At 67.4% G+C, this 22216-nt stretch carries 18 protein-coding genes; 3 read left to right on the top strand and 15 right to left on the bottom strand.

Annotated elements, in window-relative coordinates; genetic code table 11:
• Window positions 1-5: 5 nt before the first annotated feature.
• From hemC to Q7W51_06410, 11 genes are all read right to left on the bottom strand, one after another.
• Window positions 6-959 (bottom strand): hydroxymethylbilane synthase, encoded by a 954-nt coding sequence (hemC, locus tag Q7W51_06460; protein ID MDO8848010.1) that lies wholly within the window; start codon window positions 957-959, stop codon window positions 6-8.
• Entirely contained in the window at window positions 949-2319 is a 1371-nt protein-coding gene (gene hemA / locus Q7W51_06455) for a glutamyl-tRNA reductase (GenBank protein ID MDO8848009.1), read from the bottom strand. Before hemA ends, hemC begins: the two co-directional genes overlap by 11 nt.
• 231 nt (window positions 2320-2550) lie before the next feature.
• Window positions 2551-3387 (bottom strand): SDR family oxidoreductase, encoded by an 837-nt coding sequence (locus Q7W51_06450; GenBank protein MDO8848008.1) that lies wholly within the window; start codon window positions 3385-3387, stop codon window positions 2551-2553.
• 7 nt (window positions 3388-3394) lie between these two features.
• Window positions 3395-4240 carry a cytochrome c biogenesis protein CcsA gene (gene ccsA, locus Q7W51_06445; protein MDO8848007.1) on the bottom strand — a complete coding sequence of 282 codons (846 nt, stop codon included), beginning with the start codon at window positions 4238-4240 and terminating at the stop codon, window positions 3395-3397.
• A gap of 27 nt (window positions 4241-4267) precedes the next feature.
• Entirely contained in the window at window positions 4268-4453 is a 186-nt protein-coding gene (locus Q7W51_06440; protein ID MDO8848006.1) for a hypothetical protein, read from the bottom strand.
• Window positions 4454-4459: 6 nt separating this feature from the next.
• Entirely contained in the window at window positions 4460-5401 is a 942-nt protein-coding gene (locus tag Q7W51_06435; GenBank protein ID MDO8848005.1) for a cytochrome c biogenesis protein, read from the bottom strand.
• A 38-nt stretch (window positions 5402-5439) separates the two neighbouring features.
• A complete protein-coding gene (locus Q7W51_06430; protein MDO8848004.1) occupies window positions 5440-6144 on the bottom strand; it encodes a heme exporter protein CcmB in 705 nt (234 codons plus the stop codon).
• Window positions 6145-6876: an ABC transporter ATP-binding protein gene (locus Q7W51_06425; protein ID MDO8848003.1), complete on the bottom strand. Its 732-nt coding sequence runs from the start codon at window positions 6874-6876 to the stop codon at window positions 6145-6147.
• A gap of 7 nt (window positions 6877-6883) precedes the next feature.
• Window positions 6884-8959, bottom strand: a complete 2076-nt coding sequence (gene ccsA, locus Q7W51_06420) for a cytochrome c biogenesis protein CcsA (protein MDO8848002.1) — start codon at window positions 8957-8959, stop codon at window positions 6884-6886.
• A 35-nt stretch (window positions 8960-8994) separates the two neighbouring features.
• Window positions 8995-9681: a cytochrome c maturation protein CcmE gene (locus Q7W51_06415; GenBank protein MDO8848001.1), complete on the bottom strand. Its 687-nt coding sequence runs from the start codon at window positions 9679-9681 to the stop codon at window positions 8995-8997.
• A 228-nt stretch (window positions 9682-9909) separates the two neighbouring features.
• Window positions 9910-10674 carry a type III pantothenate kinase gene (locus Q7W51_06410; GenBank protein ID MDO8848000.1) on the bottom strand — a complete coding sequence of 255 codons (765 nt, stop codon included), beginning with the start codon at window positions 10672-10674 and terminating at the stop codon, window positions 9910-9912.
• A 105-nt stretch (window positions 10675-10779) separates the two neighbouring features.
• Here Q7W51_06410 and Q7W51_06405 point away from each other — a divergent pair, with 105 nt between their 5' ends.
• The 3 genes from Q7W51_06405 to Q7W51_06395 all read left to right on the top strand — a co-directional run bounded on the left by Q7W51_06405 (window position 10780) and on the right by Q7W51_06395 (window position 14316).
• On the top strand, window positions 10780-11481 hold the full coding sequence (locus Q7W51_06405; protein MDO8847999.1) for a response regulator transcription factor: 702 nt from the start codon (window positions 10780-10782) through the stop codon (window positions 11479-11481).
• Between the two features lie 6 nt (window positions 11482-11487).
• Window positions 11488-12930 (top strand): ATP-binding protein, encoded by a 1443-nt coding sequence (locus Q7W51_06400; GenBank protein MDO8847998.1) that lies wholly within the window; start codon window positions 11488-11490, stop codon window positions 12928-12930.
• A 168-nt stretch (window positions 12931-13098) separates the two neighbouring features.
• Entirely contained in the window at window positions 13099-14316 is a 1218-nt protein-coding gene (locus tag Q7W51_06395; protein MDO8847997.1) for an inner membrane CreD family protein, read from the top strand.
• Between the two features lie 3 nt (window positions 14317-14319).
• On the opposite strand, the gene Q7W51_06390 is transcribed toward Q7W51_06395, so the two are convergent.
• The 4 genes from Q7W51_06390 to Q7W51_06375 form a co-directional block, all read right to left on the bottom strand.
• Entirely contained in the window at window positions 14320-17034 is a 2715-nt protein-coding gene (locus Q7W51_06390) for an AAA family ATPase (protein MDO8847996.1), read from the bottom strand.
• Window positions 17031-18287 carry a metallophosphoesterase gene (locus tag Q7W51_06385; GenBank protein ID MDO8847995.1) on the bottom strand — a complete coding sequence of 419 codons (1257 nt, stop codon included), beginning with the start codon at window positions 18285-18287 and terminating at the stop codon, window positions 17031-17033. Before Q7W51_06385 ends, Q7W51_06390 begins: the two co-directional genes overlap by 4 nt.
• Before the next feature lie 88 nt (window positions 18288-18375).
• A complete protein-coding gene (locus Q7W51_06380) occupies window positions 18376-21345 on the bottom strand; it encodes a cytochrome c3 family protein (GenBank protein MDO8847994.1) in 2970 nt (989 codons plus the stop codon).
• A 138-nt stretch (window positions 21346-21483) separates the two neighbouring features.
• Window positions 21484-22216: Ig-like domain-containing protein (locus tag Q7W51_06375; protein ID MDO8847993.1), on the bottom strand; the 733-nt coding region annotated here is incomplete at its 5' end.

Here is a 22216-nt window from a genome sequence, read left to right as displayed (position 1 = left end):
TCCGCTCAGGTACCGAGCAGCTCATCGGCGCCTGCGGCGCCCCGGATGGATTCGAGTATCTCGCCGGCGCCGAGTGCGAGCAGTCGCTCGACCATCGCCTCGCCGAGCGCCTCGGGCTCGCCGGCGTCTCCGCACAGCTGCTCGCGAACGATGTGCGTGCCGTCCACCGAGCCGACGACCGCATCCATCGTGAGCGTGTCGTCCTCGTAGCGCGCGTACGCGCCGATCGGGACCTGGCACCCTCCCTCGAGCCGACACATGACCACGCGTTCAGCGGTCACGCACTCCATCGTCTCGGGATGCCCGATCTGCTGCATCACATGCAGCATGTATTCGTCGTCCTCGCGAATCTCGATGCCGATCGCGCCCTGCCCCACCGCCGGGACCATCTGCGTGGTCGGGATGTAGCTTGTGATGCGCTCGGCCCAGCCCATGCGTGTGATCCCGGCCGCAGCCAGGATGACCGCGTCCACCTCACCGTCCTCGGCCTTGCGCATGCGCGTGTCGAGGTTCCCGCGCACGTCCACGATCTCAAGATCGGGCCGAAGCGCCCGCACCTGAGCCACGCGGCGAAGCGACGACGTGCCCATGCGGGCACCCTGCGGCAGGGTGACGAGGTCGAATCCGGCGCCGCTGACGATCACATCGCGGGGATCCACGCGCTCGGGCATCGCAGCGATCACGAGACCCTCGGGAAGCTCGGTGGGAACGTCTTTCATGGAGTGCACGCAGAGGTCGACGGTGCCGGCGAGGAGCTCCACCTCGAGCTCCTTGGTGAACAGCCCCTTGCCGCCCACTTTGGCGAGCGGCACGTCCAGGATCTTGTCCCCGGTGGTCTTGATGATCTTCAGGCTCACCGGCAGGCCGGTGAGCGCTTCGACCTTGGCTTTGATGTACTCGGACTGCCACAGAGCGAGCTTGCTGCCCCGCGTGCCGATCACCAGTTCGTTACGCTCCACAGTCGCCAATGTTGTCCCCTGTCTCCTTCTGCTTGTCCACGATCTCACGCGCCCGCAGGTTCAGGAGGTTGCGGAACGCACCGGGGCCGGACTTCTCCTCGGAGTCCTCCAGACCGTAGAGCGCCCGGGCCATCTCCATGTACTCGTAGCCGTCCTTGCCCGCCGCCGCCTTCTTGAGACGCGCCGTGGGACCGTGCAGCATCTTGTTCACGATGGCGCAGGTCAGCGCCTCCACGGTCTTGCGGTCCTTCTCGCCGAGATCGAGGCGCTTCAGCGCCTTCTCGAGTTCCATCTCGCGGATGACCTCGGCCTTAGCGCGGATCGCCGCGACCGTGGGGACCACCTCCATGGACTCGACCCAGGCGTAGAAGGCCGTGATCTCCTCGTCGATGATCCCCTCGGCCCGATGGGCTTCGCTCATGCGCTCCTCGAGGTTTGAGGAGACCACACCATTGAGATCGTCGATGTCGTACAGGAACACGCCGCCGAGGTCGTTCACGGCCGGATCGATGTCCCGGGGTACGGCGATGTCGATGAGGAAGAGGGGCCGGGTGCGCGTGCGCGACACCGGCGCGAGGTCGCGCTTGGTGACGACGTACTCGGTTGCCGCGGTGGAGGAGATCACGATGTCCGACTCACGGACCGCCTCGTAGAGGCTCTCGTACGGCACCGCGGTGCCCGAGAAGCGCGCTGCCATCTCCTGCGCCCGTTCGAACGTGCGGTTCACCACGAGCACACGCGCGACGCCGTTGCTCACGAGATGCTTGGCGGTGAGTTCGCTCATCTTGCCGGCGCCGAGGATCAAGATCGTGCGCCCGTCGAGCGTGTCGAAGACCTTCTTCGCCAGCTCCACAGCCGCGTAGCTGATCGAAACGGCCGCTTCGCCGATCGCGGTCTCCGTACGCACCCGCTTGCCCACCTCGAAACTCTGGCGGAAGAGCTTGTTGAAGACACGGCTGGTGGCATCGGCATTGAAGCCGTGCTCGTACGCTTCCTTCACCTGGCCGAGGATCTGGGCCTCTCCCACCACCATCGAGTCGAGCGAGGCGACCACCCTGAACAGGTGACGCACGACCGCGTCGCCCGTGATCACGTACAGGTAGCGCGACAGCTCGTGCCGGTCGAGATCGTGGTAGTCCGCGAGAAACGCGATGACCGACTCGACGCCCCCATCTTCCGATGAGGCGACCGCGTACACCTCGGTGCGGTTGCAGGTAGAGACGATGACGGCCTCGCGGATGCCGTCGAGGCGCGCCAGACGGTTGAGCGCGTCCTCCTGAACGGCTGCGGAGAACGTCAGCTTCTCGCGGATAGCGACCGGCGCGGTCTTATGGCTCAGTCCGACAAGGACGAGGTGCATCAGGATCGGCTCGCTTCCATGCAGGGGCGTCTTGCGGGCGCAGACATCCGCAGTGCGGACGTGAGTGGGCTGGGTCGCCCCCGCCGGTGCAGTGCGTTGTTGTTCAGGCAAGCAGGCCCGGCGGGGGCGGTGTTGTGGCCGCGCCGAGTGTGCGCGACCCGTTCGTGCCTGAACGAGTTAATCGTAGCATCCTCTGCGCGAACCGAGGACCGAAAATCGAGGAGCGGCAGCTCATTCGGCATGAGCGGTCGCCTCCTTGCGCGCTCCGGCGACGGTGCTGTCGAAGAGCGCGAAGAACAGCTCGGGCCACAGACCCTCGAGCCGGTAGAGCAGCTTGTTACTGAGACCCGGCAGCACGAGGAAGTGACCGCGCTCCACGCCCCGCACGAACAGCCGGGCGATCTTCTCGGGGCTGCGCGTGCGCGCTATCCCGTTGATCGCCTTCGTCTCTGCAGGCTCCACCGCGATCTCGCGGGCGTAGCCGGGGGTATCGATGTTTGGCGGAACAAGCAGCGTGACGCCGATACCGTGCGGCTTGAGCTCGCAGCGAAGAACCTCGGCGAAGCCGGTCACCCCGAACTTCGCCGCGCTGTAGGCCGAATAGCCGTACACGCCCACGAGCCCGCCCATCGACGACACGAGCGCCACGTGTCCGTGGCCGCGCTCCACCATCCCGGGCACGACCGCCCGCGTGGCGTGGATGACGCCCAGCAAGTTCACGCGGACATGCTCCTCGAAGGCCGATAGCGGCAACTCGACGAAGCGGCCGGGGGTGCAGTAGCCCGCGCACGCGAAGAGCATCTCGACGGGGCCGAGTTCGGCCTCGGCGCTCGCGATCGCGGCCATGAGCGCCTCACGCTCGCCCACGTCGGCTGCCTGTACGACCACGCGCTGCGACGCGTGCGTGCGAGCGGCCTCAACGCGCTCGCGCGCTGTCGCGAGACGCGCCTCATCGCGGGCGATGAGGGTCACATGCGCACCGCGACCGGCGGCCAGCTCGGCCGTGGCCAACCCGAGGCCGCTCGAGCCTCCGGTGACGAGCACGTGTATGTCGGTCCAGTCCGTCACGGCGCTCCTAGAGCCCGAATACGTGGAAGCCGGCCGGGATGGTGCGCGCAACGATCGCGAGCACGATCACCAGGGCAAATCCGACGAGCGAGAGATAGGCAGCCGAGCGGCCGGCCCAGCCCTTGCGCCAGCGCATGAACTCGTAAAGCGCGAAGGCCAGCCAGACCAGGCCCGCGAGCACGACCCGGGCATCGGCCCACCACAGTGAAACGTCGGTCTCGATCGCCCGAAGCGCACCGAGCAGCATGCCCGCGGTATACACGGGAAACGCCCAGAACACCGAGTGCCGTGCAACCGAGTCGGTCTGCGCCAGCGACGGAAGCCGATTGAACAGCTTGCTGCTCTTGTGGTGCTTGAGCTGCCGCTCGAGCATGAGGTAGAGCAGCGAACCGACTGCGCTCACTGCAAAGCCCGCGTTGGCGAAGCTGATGAGCGCGACATGGATGCCGACCCGCCAGCTATCAAGGAGCGCCGCCTGGTCGGCCGACAGGTCGGCCAGCACGCCGCGGCTTGCACCCATGATCTGCCCGACGAGGAGCACCACGAGCGCCGCCGGCACGAGCAGCGCGCCGTACGTCTTCACCTTCATGAGGTGCTCGAGGATGAAGTAGACGAGCACGAGCGCCCACGCCATCAGCACGAGGACATTGGCGCCGGTGAGCTCGGTGCCGTCGGTTGCGGTCGACTGCAGGCCGATGGACGCCGTGTGCAGCACGAAGCCCGCACCGGTGGCGAGTGTCGCGTACGCCGAGAGAGCGGCGCGCTTCGTGGCCACCTGATACGCGTAGAGCACCGTGGCCCCCGCATAGAGGGCCATCGCAAGCCAGAATGCGACGAATGCGACCTCGGTCACCGTCGGTCCTCTCTCACTGACGCGCGGCTATTCGGCGGAGCGACGCTCGAGCGCTGCCTCGAGCACGTCGAGCTGCTTGCTCAGGCCATTCATGCGCTTCAGCGCGAAGCCGATGTAGGCCATCAAGCCGACCCACAGCAGCGCGTAAGCACCGGCAACGAGCGGCCACTGCGTGAGCACGAGCGAGTAGACCTCTTCAAGTGTGGGATCCATGGGGCGCTACCTTTCCAACTGTGACTTGGCGCGTTCGATACGGTCCTGCAGCGTCATCTCGCCCATCCTGACCTGGTAGATCGCGTATCCGATCAGCAGCATGCCGATCTGGGCCACGATGAAGCTGATGAGCATCGGCGGCTCGAGACCACCCCGCTCGATGACCGGATGGTTCGACGGGATGAGCCGGGTGATGAAGAAGGAGATCGGCGCGTCTATGAACGCCAGGATGCTGAACGCGGCCCCGTACAACGCCCGGCGCTCCTCGTCCTCGACGGCATTGCGCAGCACGAAGTACGCGATTGCAAGCAGCGTGAGGATGAAGTACGTGGTGAGCCTCGGCTCCCAGTCCCACCACACGCCCCACGCCGCCTTCGTCCACAGGATACCCGTGGCCATCGTCATCGTGATGAAGGCCACCGTGACCTCCATCGAGATGCGCGCCTTTACGTCGTACTCGCGCTTGCGCGTCATGATGAAGCGCAAGCCGTAGAACGCGGCCACGGCGAAGACGATGAATGAGATCTCGGCGACCGGCACGTGGAAGTAGAAGATCTTCTGGCCCCAGTCGGGACGCCCGTACGTCGAGCCGTAGACCGTGGCCGAGGTGAACTCGTCCACCTTGATGACGTCTTTGGGCGCGCTGGCGTCACCCGTGTCAGTCGCAAGGGTGATCTCGTCATCGGTGACCTCGACGATCCGGCCCTCGAACGTCTCACCGCCAGCTTCGACCGTGACCTGATAGTCCGCGTAGTTCTGCAGATACCGGGCCTCGTCGATCTCCTCCTCAAAGGGGCCCTGGTAGCGGACCGAGTCGGTCCTGTTCGCCGTGCGGACGTAGCCGAAGTCGGGCACGCCGGCCCAGAAGAACGTGCCGAGGAACGCACCCAGTGTGAGCACGCCTCCCAGCGCGAGTGCGATGAATGCCCTGGTGCTCGCGGACTTCACAGTTGCCTCCTGCCTCCTAAACCAGCCGCCGCCGGCGCCTACGCGCCGACGATGAACTCGTACAGACCGTACGAGGCCAGCAGCATGATCACATCGTATCCGAACACCCACGCCATCCCTGCCCAGAACGTGCCGAGCGCCTCGGGCGTGCCGGTGATGGCGGCAGCCGTGGCGGTGACCGCACCGAGCAGCAGCGGGTACGCCAGCGGGATGAACAGCACCGGGAGGATGAAGTCCTTCCCCGACGTGTTCACCGACATCGTAGCGAGCAGCGTGCCCACCCCCGCAATGCCTACCGAGCCCGCGACTAACACGAGCGGGATCAGCACAAGCGTACCGACTTCGAAGCCCCCGCCCTGCAGGAACAAGAAGGCGAACACCGGGATCGTGAGCGCCTCGACCACCAGCAGGAATGCCAGATTGCCCACAACCTTCGCGAAGAAGATCACCGGGCGGTCCACCGGCGACAGCAACAGCGCATCCAGACAGCCCTGGTCCTTCTCGTGTACCAAGGATCGGTTGAGTCCCAGCATCGAGGTGAAGATGAACGCGAGCCACAGCAACCCTGCCGCGATGTCGCGCACGTCAAAGCCAGCACCGGTCTGCGACAGCGCAACGAAGTACACGACCATCGTGAGCAGCGAGTAGAGGCCCATCGATGTGAGCATCTCTTTGGTGCGGAACTCCATGACAAGGTCTTTCCTGAGCATGGCGCGGAACTGACGCCCGGAGAGGTTCGCCACCTACGCCACCCCCATGCCCACGGTCGAGCGGTAGGTATCGCGGAAGACAGCATCGTCGAGCGCCTCGCGAGGCTCGAAGAGCACGACACGACCCTTCGCGAGGATGAGCGCGTGACTACAGAGCTCCAGCCCCTTGTCGAGATCGTGACTGATCATCACGAACGTGTGCTTGTCGCGGATCTGCGCGATGAGTCCGTCGAGGATGTCCATCGCATGCGGGTCGAGCCCCGAGTACGGCTCGTCGAGGAAGATCACCTCGGGCCGGTGCAGGAGAGCGCGGGCGATCGACAGTCGCTGCAGCATGCCGCGCGAGAAGGTGCGCGTGAGATCGAGTCTGCGGTGATCGAGCTCGACCGCCTCGAGGAGTTCATCTACGCGAACGTGCGGCTTGTCGATGCCGTACATCTCCGAAAAGAACAGTAGGTTCTCCTCGGCGGTGAGGTCCGGATACAGCAGCGGGTTGTGGCTGATGAGGCCGATGCGGCTCCGCATCGCGACCGCGTCGGCTACCACGTCGAGGCCGAGCACCCTAGCGGAGCCGCTGGTGGGGTTGAGGAGCGTGGTGAGCACCTTGACGAGCGTGGTCTTCCCCGCGCCGTTCGGTCCGAACACCGAGAGGAACGCTTGCTCGGGCAGATCGAAGCTGACGCCGTCGAGCGCCTTGCGCACGCCGAAGGCCCGGGTAAGCTCCCGGACCTCCAGCGCGTTGCCTGTGTTCGGCCCGTCGTCCATCGCGGACCTACGCCGCCCGCTGCTTCTTGGGCCACGCCGCGATCGCGCTGCCGATGATGGTGATCAGGAAGCCGACCCACACCCACGTCTGCATCGGGAAGAACTTGATGGTGAGCACAGCGTTGTTGGCGGCATCGGTGCCCGAGAACGACAGGAAGACGTCCTTGAACGGCTCGTGCATGATGGACACGTGCTGGGTGCTCTGGTTGTTCTGCGCAAGCTGCTGCGGGAATCGCATCTGCGGGCTGAGTGTGTCGATCTTCTTGCCGTCTTTGGTGACGTCGGTCTGCAGCGTGTAGACGGTATCACCCTTCGTACCGCCCTCGGGCACGTTCTCCTGCGTCTCCTCAAGCCCGACGTAGCTGAACGTGTAGCCGTTCGCCTCGTAGCTCGCACCCGCCTGCGGCGCCAGCGTGGCGTTGTGCGTGGTCACGAACATCGTCGAACCTACGAGACCGAGCAGGATCACACCCATGCCGAGGTGCGTCAGATAGCCGCCCGACTGGGTGCGGGCCTTGGTGACGATCCACCCGAGCGCCGAGGCGAACGAGGTCTCGGTCGCGGCAGCCCGCTTGCGAGCCCCGTCGGTGAACAGCCAGATCGGGAGCCCGATGGCATAGCCGGCCACGATGACACCCGCGATCGCGATGAAGTGATGCCACCACGTGGGCGCGTCCGCGCTAGGCGTGAAGAACGGCAGCATGAAGAACACGTACATCGCCAGGAATGCGGCGGCGAGAACCGAGCCGATGATGACCGGCATCTTCGCCTTCTCCCAGAACTTCTTCCACCCGGCACCGCCCCACGAGAGGATCGGGCAGACGGTCATCACGAGAATGTAGAAGATGCCAATCGGACGCGCGAGCGCGTCGTACGCGGGAATCTTGACCGACTGCCCGCCGAGCGGCATCCACGATGGGAAGGCCGGGGCCAAGGTGAGATAGGCCACCAGGATGGCCGAGATGAGCATGATCACGTTGTTGAAGTAGTACGAACCCTCTTTAGAGAAGATGCGCTCAAATCCGTCGCTGTCGCTCGTGAGACGGTCCTTGCGCAGAATCACGCCGACAGCCATGGCGAGCAGCGAACCCACCATCATGATGAGGAACAGCCAGAACGAGAGCGGGTCCTCCTGGAACGCATGCACCGACTGAACGATGCCCGAGCGCGTGATGAACGTACCGAGCAGCACGAATACGAAGGTGACTGCAGCCATCATGAACGCCCAGGCCTTGTACCCGTCGCGACGGCGGTAGACGGTCATCGAGTGTATGAGTCCCACGCCCGTGAGCCACGGGAGCAGTGACGCGTTCTCCACCGGGTCCCACGCCCAGTACCCGCCGAACGCCAGCTCGTAATACGCCCACACCGAGCCGAGGCCGATGCCGATGCCGAGCAGCAGCCAGGAGAAGACGGTGATCCGGTCCGAGAGCACGACCCACTGCTTGGAGGTGTCACCAGTGATGAGCGCGGCGAGGCCGAACGCGAACGGCACCGCAAGACCCGCGTACCCGATGAACAGCGTCGGCGGGTGCAACAACATCGCCCACGTCTGCAGGAGCGGGTTCATCGCGGCGCTCACCAGCAGCGCCCCGGTGACCGGATCCACGTATCCGGCCGGCGTGAGCACGAACGGGTTGTTCGTGTCGATGAACAGCGCGGCCAGGAAGAAGAGCTGCACGAAGTTCAGGATCGCAAGGCCGGTAGAGCCGAGGCGGTTGTCGCTCTTGAGGAACTTGGCGGCGATGAACGCGGCGTAGATCGAGAGCACCCACTCCCAGAAGAGCAGCGAGCCCTCACGCCCGGCCCATACACCCGAGAGGCGGTAGACCCACGCCCACGGGCCGGTGATGGTCGGGTGGTTGAACACCACGTACTGCAGCGACCAGTTCTCGCTCAGGAACGCGGTGGCCAGCAGGACGGTCGCGAGAGTGATGAATCCGGTAGCGCCGAAGGTGAGCAGGTAACCCACCCTGCGAGCGTTCACCCCGTCCTTGCCTGCCGCGGCAAACGACACCATCGATGCGACTGCGCACACGCTCGCAAGCGCGAGCAGCACATTGCCGAGGGTACCCAGGTCCATGCGTCAGCTCCGTTCGGTCTCGGGATCGCGAGAAGCTACTGAGCGGCCTCGTCGAGGGCCACCTCGGCACACTGGAACACACCGTCTTCCTCGAGCGAACCGGTGATGACGACCTTAACGCCATCGGCGAGATCGTCCGGCAGCCCGCCGCCGAAGGAGACGTCGAGCGCCGTGCCGCCGGTGGCGTCATCGGCGATCTGGAAACGGACCGGCGCACCGGCATCCTTGATCGAGCCGTTGACCACGAATCCCGTCACCTTGAGCGTAGCAGCGCCAGCGAACTCATCGGCCCTGTTGAGCACGTCGTTCACGGTGAGGGCGCCGGTCGCGGACTCGTACTTCGACGGACATTTCGTGACGAGGTACTTGGCCTCGACCGAGCCGTCTGCGGCGATCGTGCCGGTGACCGTGGCGGTCGTGCCATCGCCGAAGGAGCCGGGCACGACATCGTTCCAGACCACGCGGACACGACCGGATTCCTCGTCCTCGCCGTCCTCGATCTCGAAGACGAACGGCTGGGTGCCCGAGATCCAGGAGCCCGCCACGACCTGGCCGGTGACCTCGACCTGCGTGCCCACCAGAGTCTCGTCCGACAGTACGTCGGCGATCGAGACCGGCGTCGCCGTGGCATTCATGAAGCCGCTGAACCAGATGATCGCGGCGACCGCCACGAGAATGAGGATCGTCACCCCAATGAGACGCTGCTTTGCCCGCTTGTTCACTGAACGGATCACTCCTCGCTCACACCGCGTGCGAACGCACGACGGCAGTCGTCGACACCAAGCGTGCGGGGCCTGAAACGGCCGCGAACGCACCTTTGCCTGCAACACCCTTGCCTGAACGCACCGATAGTATCACTCGCGCCGCCAGCGGCCAACGCATGACAGGCGCGCGCACAAGCGCATTTGAGCAAAGCACATGCCGGGGCAGGAGGGTGCGGCTGGCAGGACTCAGGCGTTGCGCTCCCACACGAGCGCAAGCCCCTTGAGCGTGAGGTCCACGTCGACTGCCGTGATCGTCTCGCACAGCGGCGCCATCCGCTCGGCAAGCCCGCCGGTGGCGACCACCGGACACTCGTAGCCGAGCTCGACGAACGTGCGCCGCACGAGTCCGTCCACCCGCGCCGCTTCGCCGAAGAGCAGACCGGCCTGCACGGACTCGCGGGTGTTGCGGCCGATCACGCGCGTCGGCGGTTCGAGGTCGACCGCCGAGAGCCGCGCCGCGCGGCGGAAGAGCGCCTCGGCGCTCGTCTCGATCCCGGGCGCGATGGCGCCGCCGAGGTACGCGCCGCTGCTGTCGACCACATCGAGGGTCGTGGCGGTCCCGAAGTCGACGACGATGACCGGCGCCCCGTGCGCGGCGATCGCCGCCACCGCATTCACGATGCGGTCCGCCCCCACCTCGCGCGGGTTCTCGTAGGCCACCGCGAGACCGGTCTTGAGACCCGGTCCCACCACGAGCGGGCGGGCGCCCGTCATGCGCTCGGCCAGCTCCTCATAGGCTGCCGTGAGCGTGGGCACCACCGAGGCGATCACAACGCCGTCGACGTCGCCACGGGAGTGTCCGTCGAGCGCGAGCAGCCCGCCGATCTTCGCGCGGATCTCGTCGGCGGTCATCGTGGGATCGGTGGACACGCGCCAGCGGCTGTCGATCGAGCCTTCGGCGATAAGGCCGAGAACGGTCTGCGTGTTGCCGATATCGACGGCGAGTATCATGACGCCCCACCCTTCTCGTACCATGACGACCCGGCAACAGACGGCCCGGCGGCCACGCGGCCCGGTGCTATCATCGCAGATGACCGCGACTGTCGGAGGACGCCCATGACCACCGCGCCCGCTCGCATCCTCGTCGTCGACGATGAGGAATCGATCCTCCAGTTCGTATCCTACAACCTCCGCAAGGAGGGCTACGACGTCACCACCGCACCCGACGGCCAGGTGGCGCTCGATCTGGCCGCCGAGACACCGTTCGACCTGGTGGTGCTCGACATCATGCTGCCGGGGCTCGACGGCTACGAAGTGTGCCGTCGGCTCAGGGCCGAAGGCGACACGCCCGTGCTGTTCCTCTCGGCGCGCGACACCGAGCTCGACAAGGTCGTCGGCCTCGAACTCGGCGGCGACGACTACCTCGCGAAGCCCTTCGGTGTGCGCGAGCTCATCGCACGCGTGAAGGCGCTGCTCCGCCGCAGCGGCCCCCGCACCGCGGAGACCCCGCGCGAGGACGCTCCCGTGGAGGCAGCCGGCATCGTGCTCGACGAGGCAGCGCACATCGCGCGCTCCGACGGGACCGACATCGACCTCACCCCGCGGGAGTTCGAGCTCCTCGCCTGCCTCATGCGCCATGCCGGCAAGGTGCTCTCGCGCGAACACCTCCTCAAGGAGGCGTGGGGCTGGCAGTACGTCGTCGAGACGAAGACGGTGGACACGCATATCAAGCGGCTGCGCGATAAGCTCGCCGCCGCCGGCGTCGACCCGAGCGCCGTTGAGACGGTACGCGGGTACGGCTACCGCCTCGCGGTCTAGCCCCCGATGCGCACCTCGATCCGCACCCGCCTCCTCGCATCGTTCCTCGTGGTGGCGATCGCCTCGGCGCTCGGCCTTTCGGCGTACTTCCTGTCCGAGCTCGAGGGCTACGGCCTGCGCAAACTCGAGGAGCGGCTCGACACCGAGAGCCTCGTGGTGGCCGGGATGGTGGCCGCGCAGCTCGAGGCGAACGATGCCGAGGAACTCACGGCCGGCGAGGCCCGGGCCCTCAGCGACCAGCTCGCCCGCGTAGGACCGCAGATCGTCTCGCACATCCGGATCCTCGATGCCGATGGCGAGGCGCTCGTCGACTCGGCCGAGCCTGGCGAGACGGGTGCGAAGTACGCCGAGACGCCCGAGGTGGCAAGCGCGCTTCGGGGCGAGCGCGGCGCCGCAACCCGGATCACCGAGGATGGCCGGGTGGCGCTCTACGTGGCGCACCCGGTGATCGTCGGAGATCGGATCGTGGGCGTAGCGTACACGTCGGCCACCACCTTCTCGATCCGCACGCTGCTGCGAGACTACCGGCTGCGCCTGGGCGTGGCCGTGCTGCTCTTCGCTTTGTTCGCGCTCCTGCTGACCGAGTTGCTCTCCCGCTGGCTGGCCGCCCCGCTTCGCGACTTCGCACGGATCGCGGTGGCGTTCGCGAACGGCGACCACTCGGTCAGGATGCGCCCTCGCGGCTCGAGCGAGATCCGTGCGCTGGCCGAGGCGTTCAACGCCATGGCCGACGAGGTCCAGACGGTCGTGACCGAGCTCAAGGAAGAGGAGAACCGCAAGACGCGGTTCGTCTCGGACGTGAGCCACGAGCTTCGCACGCCGCTCACGGCTATCCGCGGTGCGGCGGAGACCCTGCTCGAAGGCGACGTGCCCGAGGACGATGCGCGCCAGTTCCTCTCGACGATCGTACGCGAGTCCGAGCGGCTCGCGCGCCTGGCAAACGACCTGCTCACACTTCAGCGCATCGAGGGAGCCACGGGCGAGATCCCGATCTCACGGGTCGACCTCGCAACGACCGCCCGCCACGCGGTCGAGGGGCTCGCCCCTCTCACCGAAGCGCGCGGGGTGTTGGTCGAGATCGAAGGCAGCGCGCCGCCGGTGTTGGGTGACAAAGACCGTCTCCAGCAGGTGCTCGGGAACCTCATCGACAACGCGTCGCGCATGACGCCCGAGGGCCGCACCGTCACGGTCCGGATATCCGCCGAGGCACACGAATCGGTGGTGCAGGTCCTCGACGAGGGGCCCGGTATCGCCGACAAGGACCTCCCGCACGTCTTCGACCGCTTCTACCGCGCGCAGGCGAGCCGGGACCGCTCCACAGGCGGCGCGGGGCTCGGCCTGGCGATCGTCGCTGCCATCGTGAGGTCACATGGCGGCACCGTCGCGGCCTCCCGTCGGGACGGCGGCGGCACCATCTTCACGCTGCGCCTGCCTTCGATCCGGGAGTAGCACGGCCTGCGCGGGTGCTCCGCGCTCGGACCAAAACACCCGCCCGGCATCCTCCCGTCATCGTGCCGATGCACGACCGTCGGGCATCCGGTACCGCACCGCCGCCCGAATGCCACCTCCCCCAACGATGATTGAAGCAGCAGTTCCGCCGCCCTCGGAGGAGGACCCATGAAGGTCATCAGGCTCGTCGCGATCGGATTCATCTTCGTCGTCGCTGCGCTCGGATGGATGGTGCTCGCCGGCACGGTGCAGTACCGAACCGACACCACCGACGTGTCGCTCGGCGAACGGGTCGAAGGACTCTGGGGCGGACCCCAGACCCAGCACGCGCCTGCCTTCAGCTTCCGAAGCGACGAAGGGGGCGGCGACCGGACGCTCGCGATCGCCGGGTCCGACGTTTCGGCCGACTTCACGCTCGACCAGCGGCGCAAGGGACTGCTGTGGTACGCCACGTACGCGGTGGACTTCGCCGCCACCTACCGCGTCTCGAACGCAGACACCGCGGCGGGTCAGGCCTCTATGGACTTCGCCTTCCCCAACTACGACGGCGTGTACGACGGGTTCAAAGTGGTCGTGGACGGAGCTGAGGTGCCCGTGGTGTACGACGACGGCATCGCGCGGGCGACCTTTGCGCTCCCTGCGGGGCACACCGCCGAGGTGCAGACCGGCTATCGCACGCAGGGGCTCGACGAGTGGCGCTACCTGCCCGCCCCGGACGGAGCGCGGGTCGTGGACGATTTCACGCTCACCATGACCACGGACTTCGCCGAGGTGGACTACCCCGCCGATGCGGTGTCGCCCACAGACGCCCGGGCCGAGGGTGACGGCGCGTCGCTCGTGTGGACGTACGAGAGTCTCGTGACCGGTCGTCCGATCGGGCTCATCATGCCGAAGCCGGAGAACCCGGGGCCGCTTGCAGCGCGGATCTCGCTCTTTGCGCCCGTGTCGCTCCTCTTCTACTTCGCGGCGCTCGTGCTGCTCACGGCGACGAGCGGGCTCAGGCTCCACCCGATGCACTACGCGTTCTTGGCGGCCGGGTTCTTCGCGTTCCACCTGCTGCTCGCCTACCTTGCCGACCACATCGACATCAACGTCGCCTTCGCGATCGCGAGCGCCACCTCGGTCGCGCTGTGCGTCGGCTATCTCGCGCTGGTGCTCGGACGCGGCCGCGCCCTGGTCGAGATCGCATTTGCCCAGTTCGTGTTCCTCGTGCTGTTCAGCTACAGCTTCTTCTTCCAGGGATTCACGGGTCTGGCCGTTACGGTCGGATCGGTACTCACGCTCGCCTTCTTCATGGTGAAGACCGGCCGCGTGGATTGGGACCGGGTATTCGGCAAGCAGCCCGCCAACGGGCCGGTTCCGGCGCCGCTCCCCGCGAACGCCTAGGGCCTAGCAGCCGAGGCGCGGCAGGTCGAGGCGCACGGGTGCGTCGGCGACCTCGGCCATCATATCGGCGGTCTCCGGGTGGCAGGTGAAGAACACGACCTGTCGCCCGGAGGCAAGCTCTGCGATCGCCTCTGCGGCGCCCCGGCGGCGCGCAGGATCGAAGTTCACGAGGACGTCGTCCATCAGCACGGGCAACCCCGCGCCCACCTCGCCCAGCTGTCCGATGAGCCCGAGCCGCACCGCGAGGTACAGCTGCTCGGCGGTGCCGCGCGACAGCAACTCCGAAGTCCGCGTGTTGGCACGTGCGTCGAAGACCTCGATGCGGCCGTCGCCGAGCGGGACGGCGAGACCCGTGTAGCGGCCGTCAGTCATCGTCGTGAAGTGCCGGCTTGCGCTCCGCACGACCTCCGGCTGGCGTTCGCGCTGGTAGCGGTCCTGCGCTTCGGTCAAGAGGCGTGACGCGACCGCCAGCACGAGATGGCGGTCAACTGCGTCTTCAAGGCGCTCGGCAAGTCCGGCTTCCGTCAGATGGAGCTCACCGATGCGCCGTTCCCGTGCACCGCTCTCGAGCCGACCTTCGAGCTGATGCTTCGTCTGCGCGAGTTCGTCGTAGGCGGCGTTCGCTTCAGCCTGCTCCCGCTCCGCGCCCGCGCACAGCAGGCGAAGGTCCTCGTGCGTCCCGCCTTCCGCCAGATCGAACCGCGCGAGCACCTCGAGCAGTTCGCCCGACGCCTTCGCAGCGCGATCGCCCTCGTCGGCGATGCGCTCATCGAGCGCCGTCATCGCGCGGGAGACCTCGTCACGACGGGCCACAGCGGCCCGGGCGGCGGTCAACGCATCTCTCAGGCGATTCGCCAGCGCCGGCACGTCATCCCGCGATAGCACGGCAGGCGCCTCGGTGAACGGCCGCGCCGCATCGGCGAAGCGGACGGCGAATGCGTCGAGCTGCTCGGCAGCATGACCATAGGCCTGCCGCGCGTCCTCGGCTGCCACCCCGCCGACGTGCGCGTCGCGCACGAGTGCGACGAGAGTAGCCGCTGCAGCCGGACTCAGCAACGCGTCCAACCCTCGCTCTGCGAGCCACGCCGACCACAGCGTTTGCCGGGTCTCGAGCGAGTCGAAGGCGAGCGACGCCTCGCGCTCGGCCTCACGGGCCTCGCGCTCTGCCGCCGCAGCCGCCTCGGCCGCCGAACGTGCAGCCTCGAGTGCGCGCCGCGCGCGCGAGACCTCAAGCACTCCCGCCTCGGCGCTGAGGCCGAGCATCGTGAGGTAGACGTGTTCATCGCCGGCAGGCGCGTGCAGCACGCCGCGACGACCGCCGAGCAGGAACACGACGCCGAGCACGGCGAGCACTGCGCCGACGCCCACGGTCACCCACTCGCGCAGGAAGACACCCGTGCCGAGTGCCACGAGGCCGGAGAGCAACATGATGAGCACGGGAATGTCGGCCCGAGGTCGGCCAGTGACGTGTGCGCCACCACGCACCACTTCGAGCGCATCGACCGCGGCGAGACGCTCGGCGATGACCTCGTCGGCGTCGCCCGAGATGCCGAGCGGGCCGACCGCCCGCGCGAGCGCTCCCTGCGCGGCCGCGCGGATCTCCGCGGTCCGCTGCACGGCCTCGCTGCGCGAGTCGGCGAGCCCATGCAGGCGCTGCAGGTCCTCGCGAGCCTCCTCGATCGCGGCGGTGCAGTCATGACCGTCGCCGAGACCGGCAAGCGTCTCGGCGGAGAGCCCCGTGCGGGCGGCGGCGTCTGCGGCCCGCGTCTCGGCGCGCACGAGCGCGCCTTCGAGCTCGCCGAGCGACTGTGTGGCGCGAGTGTGGCCCGCAGCTTCCTCGAGCAGCGCGTCGAGTTCGGGAGCCACCGCCAGCAGCGCCTCGTCGACCGTGATCCCGGAAGCCTCTTCCTCGAGCTGCCTCCGCTCGCGCCGAAGGGTCTTGAGCACCTCTTCCTGCGCATCGATGATCCCGAGCTTCTCGTCGGCACGCTCCACGGCCACAGCCAGACCGGTCGCCCGCTCGCGGGCCGCGTCGCGGACGCCCCGGGCCTCGTCCAGCTGCGCCGCCAGCTCGGCCAGGTGCTCCTGGTCGGCCATGAACGATTCTGCCTCCGTGCGCAGGCCGCGCAGCTCGGCGCGACTCGAGCGCAACTCGGCGATGAGTGCGTTCACCGGCGGCTTGCGACCGGCGGCCTTGAACAGGTCGGCTGCCTCGCGGTCCACGGCCGCGCGCACCTCCTGCGGACTCACCCGGAGGCCGGCGCTCGCGGCGTACAGGCGTGAGATCACGCTGTCGCCCTCGCTGCGAAGGTCCTCGATGGCCGCCATCTCGCCAAGCCCGAAGCCGAAGACGGTCCGGTAGGCGAGCTCGCTCACGCCGCGCGTGAGCTCATCGAGCAGTTCGGGCCGGTCCGGACCGGCGAGCGTGCGGACGCTCACCCGCCCGCCGTGGGTACCTTCGGTGCGCTCGATCACCCACGCGCCGGAATCGTCTTCGAACACGAGCCGCGCGCAGCGGCCCTCCCCGCCGACCGCGTATCCCGCCTCGCTGTCGCGACCGGTGGGATACCGGTACAGCACGTGGCGCACGAGCGCGGTGAACGACGACTTCCCGGCCTCGTTCGGGCCGTGCACGATCGTCAAGCCGTCTCCCAGCTCGCCGAGCGTGGCGCCCGCGAGCGCGCCGTAGCGCTCCGCCTCGATGCGCCGAAGCCTCATCGGTCCTCCTCGGCGAGCATGCGATCGAGCGCAAGGTCACGCGCACGCGCGAGCAGCGAAGCTGCGTCCACGGCGGGCACGTCTCGCGCATCCATAGCCGAGAGGACCGGACCAGATGCGCCGTCCACGAGTGCGAGAAGCACCCGCTCGTCGGCGAGCAGCGCATCGGTCAAGCGAACGAGATCGCCCGCGAAGTCCGCGCTCTCGCGCAGCGTGTCCAGGCTGTACACGGGCCGCGTGGCGTCTGCGATGCGATCGACCCACACCCACGGATCCCGCTCGAGCGCTGCCGGCCGCACGTCTGCGAGCACGTCACGTAGCACACCCGGACGCGCAAGCTCGGCATGAACGACGCTGCGTCCTGCGATCTCGATGCGTGTCACGGCCGGACGACCCTCGGCGGCACGGCTCGCCTCGTCGACCGCGCGGGAAAGTGCCGTCAGCAGCTCCTCGATGCTCTCCACCCCGGCGATGTCCACCGTCTGCCGGGTCCAGACCACGCTCGACGTGGGGATGAACTCGGCTGTGGCACCCTCGGAATCGAGCGTGACGATGCGGCAGCCACGCAGCCCCGACTCGTTCGGGCTCAGCCCCTGCGTGCAGCCGCTGTAGGCCACGGCCGGGTGCTCAGCAAGGACCTCGGGCTTGTGGATGTGCCCGAGCGCCCAGTAGTCCATCCGCGCGGCACGCAGGTCCTCGAGCGAGCAGGGCGCGTAGGGCTCGTAGTCCGTTCGGCCGCCGACATTCGCGTGAAGCACGCCGATGGCGAGCGGGTCGCTGGCCTGACGGCTGAAGCTCGTCGCAAGGTTGCTCTTCTCGGCGGCAGTGCGGAACGACCTGCCGTACAGCGCGCAGACGATCCGCCCGCTGCGCTCGATCGGGATGCGCTCGACTTCGTGCTCGGAGAAGACGTGCACGTTCTCAGGCAGCGTGATCCCCGCCGAGCGACCGCTCGCCGGGTCGTGGTTCCCTCGTGCAACGAACACGCCGATGCCCGCCTCGTTGAGACGCACGCACGCGTCGCGGAAGGCGAACTCGGCGCGCAGGGACTTCTCGCTCGCGTTGTAGACGTCTCCCGCGATCACCAGGAAGTCCGCATCGTGACCGATGCAAGCGGCAACGAGCGAGTCAAGCGCGTCATACGTGGACGCGATCAGCGCGTCACCGACGCGCGCATCAGTGGCGTCCACGCCCTTGAAGGGCGCGTCGAGATGCAGGTCTGCTGCATGCACGAAACGAACCGGCTCTGCCACAACCCCTCCTGGCGGACTCGGACCAACAGCGTGATTCTACCTGGCGCCCCTGACATGCGCAGCGTCGCCCGGGAACTGCCCCGAATCCTTAGGGTGTGTAGGTGATGCCGAGCGGATGACACGCGCCCTCGCAGGTTCGCGTCGCCGCGTCGAAGTCGATCGTGTCCCGGATGAGGCGCTCGTTGTCCTCGACGCCATGCGTGTCGTGACACGCAGCGCAGCCGAAGCCGTGGTCTGCCACGTGCAGATTGTGGAGTACAACCGCGCCATTGCGGAAGGCGCTTCCCGTCGCGGCAACCGTGTCGTCCGCTCCCGTGTAGTACACGGCGTACTTGTGGCAGTCGTAGCACAGCCCATCCATGTTGGACGGCGCGACACCGAGATAGGGCGAGCGCAGGATCGGCGCCTCGGCCGAGGAGTGCGGACCGGCGACTTCCGGCGTGGCCTCGGCGGTGGCATGACAGTCGATGCAGTAGAGCACCGAGTCCTCGTCCCAGCTGTCCTCGAACGTCTCGACGTTGATCGTCGTCGTCTGCGCCTGCTCGACCGCATGCATGCTCGCGTTACCCGCATCGAACAGCGCCGAGATGTCGCTCGAGCCCTCGAGGCCAGCCTCGTCCTGGTAGGCCGAGTGGCACTTGTAGCAGAGCTCGTATTCGTTGGTCACCGGCTCGGCAGCAACGAGCGCCGCCGTGGCCCCGTTCGTGCCGAGGATGCGACCGTACGCTGCCGGGGCGATGCCGACGGTGGAGGTCGCCTCATGCGAGTTGTGGCAGTCCACGCACTCCACGTGGCGGAGGACCGGCGCTGCCTCGTCCACCTCGTGTGCGTCCTCCCGCACGCCCACCGGGTGCCTTGAGGGTCCCACGCCGCCGAGGTCGGCGACCGCGAGCGTGGGCGCCGCACCGGCGCGCTCGACGCCGCCGGCGTGGAGCGTTTCTGTGAGCGTCGTGTCGAACGCGGTCTGGCCCGCATTGTGGTTGAAGACCTGCACGCTGGGCGGCGCCGCTTCAGTGATGACCCGGCTCCAGTAGCCGCCGTTGCCGACGATCAGCTCGGCGTACGTGTCGCCATCGATGTCTCCGGCGGCAAGTGATCCGGTGCCGTAGCCGGGGCCGGTGAGGTAACTAGCCGAGGTGCCGATGCCGCCACCGACGGCCTGCAGGAAGGTGAGCACGTGGCTGTCACCCTCGGCGCCATTCGCAGCGACCACGAGCTCATCACCGGCCGGAACCGAGCCGGGCAGTACGTCGGCGATGAGCGTATCCCACGCTTTCGCGGTGCCCGCACCTGACAGCGAGGCGCTGTCGATCTCGTTTCCCTCGTCGTCGTAGACGGTCACCTGGTCGGTGACCTCGTCGGCGTTGGCCACCGCGAACTCGATGCCGGGCGCTGTATCTACGTCGCCGATGCTCGGCCCCCGCACGCCGGCCTTGGCCGCACGGGTGGTGGCCACGAGCGAGCCGGTGCCACCGTCGATGATGTGGATCTCGGGCGCGTCCGCGTCGGTCACCACGAGTTCGGCCACGCCGTCAGCGTCGAGGTCACCGGCGGCAAGGCCCGTGATGTCCGCGCCGAGGCCGGACACGGAGCCCACGCTCTCAAGCGGGTTGCCGACGATGTCGTAGCGATAGACGTAGAGCGTGTCTCCGACGATCACGCATATCTCGGGCCGGTTGCTTGCATCATCGATGACGTCCGCGATCGCGAGAAAGTCGGCGATGCCACCGATCGCGATCCAGCCCGGCTCGAAGAGGTACGACGACAGGCCCTTGAGAGCATCGGGAGCGAACAGGAAGAGCTTGTTGGACGATTGGTCAGCCACAACGACGTTCTGCCCGTCAACACCGTCGATGTCGCCGACCGCCAGTATTCCTGACGTCCCTACGGCGGACTCGTAGAAGCGCGGCCCCACGAGGTCGCGTGGCGCTGTATCGGCTGCATCGGTGCCCCACACGGCGACGGTGCTGAAGATCACGGTCGTCGTCTCCGCCGAGAACCCGGCAACGATCTCGAGCTGCGTGGCCGCGGTGTCCGGATACAGGAGCGGGCTGGCGTCGGTCTCCGCGGGGCCATCCGTATCGTGGCAGCTGAGACAGAGCGCTGTGTACTCGGCTTCGAGGAGCGTGGGGATCGGCGCACCGTCGCCGTCATCGCGCCCCATCGGCGCGTGGCAGACCTGACACTCGCCCACCAGGCGCTCCGCGTCGTCGGCCGGCCACTCGCCGGGGATCGTCGTGGTGGCATCCGAGGAGCCGTGCGCCGAATCGTCGTAGTCGTCCTCGCCCGGGTAGACGCCACTCTCATCAGGGTGGCAGGTGAAGCAGAAGGTCCGGTCGTTCGCCGTCACGGTCTCGGTGGCGGTGACCGAAGGCGGCGTCACCTCCGAGATCACGAGCGGTGCGATCGCCGAGCCGTGCTCTTCGTGGCAGATCGAGCACCGGATGAGCGTGCCGCTCGCCGGGTTGGGAAGCGACCCGTAGTGCGCCGTCTGCTCGTAGACCGTCACGCCGGGGAATCGGCTCTCCACTCGCACCTCATGGCACGTGCCGCAGTACTCCGAGTCCCGATACACGGCAGTCCCGCTCTCGGTGCGAGCGCGAAGCAGCTTGGCGTAGGGGATGCCGGGAGCGCTCTCGGCGGCGCCGTGACTGTCGTGGCAGTTGCTGCAGTACTTGACCGAGGGGCCGAACGGGCTCGCCGTAGGCGCCAGCGTGTGGATGGAGGTCTCGGCGAAGTCGCCGCCGATCGGCGTGCCCGACCCGAGAGCGTCGACCCCGTGGCAGACGTAGCAGAGTGCCGTGTCGCCCTCGGCGACCGGCACCGCGATCGCGAGCGCGGAGGACGTCATCTCCCAGCTGTCGGCGTCGATGCGGCCGAAGTCGGCCGGAGCGGTGTGCGCGCGGTGACACATCGAGCAGGTATCCGGCGTGGGGGTGGTGGCAACGTGGGGGGCCTCGGCGAATGCGGTGGCGGGTATACCGAGAGCCAGAACCAGAGAGACGAGAACAACGCCCCTCGTGACTGCTCTGCGGAGGAGCCCCATACCCTGGATCATGTCACCGTTCCACTCGTGCCAAGCGATTAGCCATTCGCCGGTGGCGGACCGCCCATGCTTGTTGACAGTATACGATGCCAGCACGACAAAACCTGCCATTCGGACAGAAATCTCGCACAAGACCGAGGTTTCAGCGCATCACTGCCCGAGCCAGAATGCCGGCCCTTCGAAGCTGTAGACGTTCGACCAGTTGGCGATCACCATGTCGGCCTCTTCGGCCGAGGCCGTGTAGAAGTGGCTGCCGTTCGTGCGATTGAAGAAGCGGTAGACGGGCACGCTGTTGGCGACCGGCGCGGGGTTCACCGAGTAGGTCTGGCCATCAAGCTGGAAGATGGTCGGCCACGTGGCGAGAATGTGCGCCGCTTCCTGGGCCGAGGCGGTATAGAAGTGGCTGCTGCTGTTGCGGTTGTAGAAGCGGTAGAGCGGCTGCGTGTTGTTAGCCGGGTTGGTGTAGTAGGCGATGCCCTCGTAGCGGAAGACCTTCGGGTAGTTGGCGATCACACCGTTGGCCTCTTCGAGCGACGGTGTGAAGAAGTGCGTGTTGTTGGTGAAGTTGTAGAAGCGATAGACCGGGGCGAGCGTCACCGGGGCGCCTGGGGTCACGGTGATGGTCACGGTGACCGTGTTGGAATCGGCCGAGCCGTCGTTGGCCTTGTAGGTGAAGCTGTCGGTGCCGCTCCAGCTCGCAGTGGGGGTGTAGGTGAACGATCCGTTGCTGTTGAGCGTCGCAGACCCGTGCGACGGGTTCGTGACCTTGATCGCGGTGAGCGGGTTGCTCTCCGTGTCGGTGTCGTTGGCGAGAACGCCGGGCGCGGCAACGACCTTCGCGGTGTTCACGGGCGTGCTGTAGGCGTCCGCAACGGCCACCGGA

Source organism: Coriobacteriia bacterium (assembly GCA_030652115.1).
Lineage (GTDB): Bacteria > Actinomycetota > Coriobacteriia > Anaerosomatales > Anaerosomataceae > UBA6100.
Note: the sequence above shows the minus strand (reverse complement) of the source record. Positions and strands in the feature narration are given on the sequence as shown.

Bases quoted from the DNA above. Each gene is read 5' to 3' on its own strand.
- Q7W51_06405 (MDO8847999.1), top strand. From the start codon at position 10,780: ATGACCACCGCGCCCGCTCGCATCCTCGTCGTCGACGATGAGGAATCG.
- Q7W51_06440 (MDO8848006.1), bottom strand. From the start codon at position 4,453: ATGGATCCCACACTTGAAGAGGTCTACTCGCTCGTGCTCACGCAGTGG.
- Q7W51_06395 (MDO8847997.1), top strand. From the start codon at position 13,099: ATGAAGGTCATCAGGCTCGTCGCGATCGGATTCATCTTCGTCGTCGCT.
- ccsA (MDO8848002.1), bottom strand. From the start codon at position 8,959: ATGGACCTGGGTACCCTCGGCAATGTGCTGCTCGCGCTTGCGAGCGTG.
- Q7W51_06400 (MDO8847998.1), top strand. From the start codon at position 11,488: ATGCGCACCTCGATCCGCACCCGCCTCCTCGCATCGTTCCTCGTGGTG.
- Q7W51_06425 (MDO8848003.1), bottom strand. From the start codon at position 6,876: ATGGACGACGGGCCGAACACAGGCAACGCGCTGGAGGTCCGGGAGCTT.
- Q7W51_06380 (MDO8847994.1), bottom strand. From the start codon at position 21,345: ATGATCCAGGGTATGGGGCTCCTCCGCAGAGCAGTCACGAGGGGCGTT.
- Q7W51_06410 (MDO8848000.1), bottom strand. From the start codon at position 10,674: ATGATACTCGCCGTCGATATCGGCAACACGCAGACCGTTCTCGGCCTT.
- Q7W51_06390 (MDO8847996.1), bottom strand. From the start codon at position 17,034: ATGAGGCTTCGGCGCATCGAGGCGGAGCGCTACGGCGCGCTCGCGGGC.
- hemA (MDO8848009.1), bottom strand. From the start codon at position 2,319: ATGCACCTCGTCCTTGTCGGACTGAGCCATAAGACCGCGCCGGTCGCT.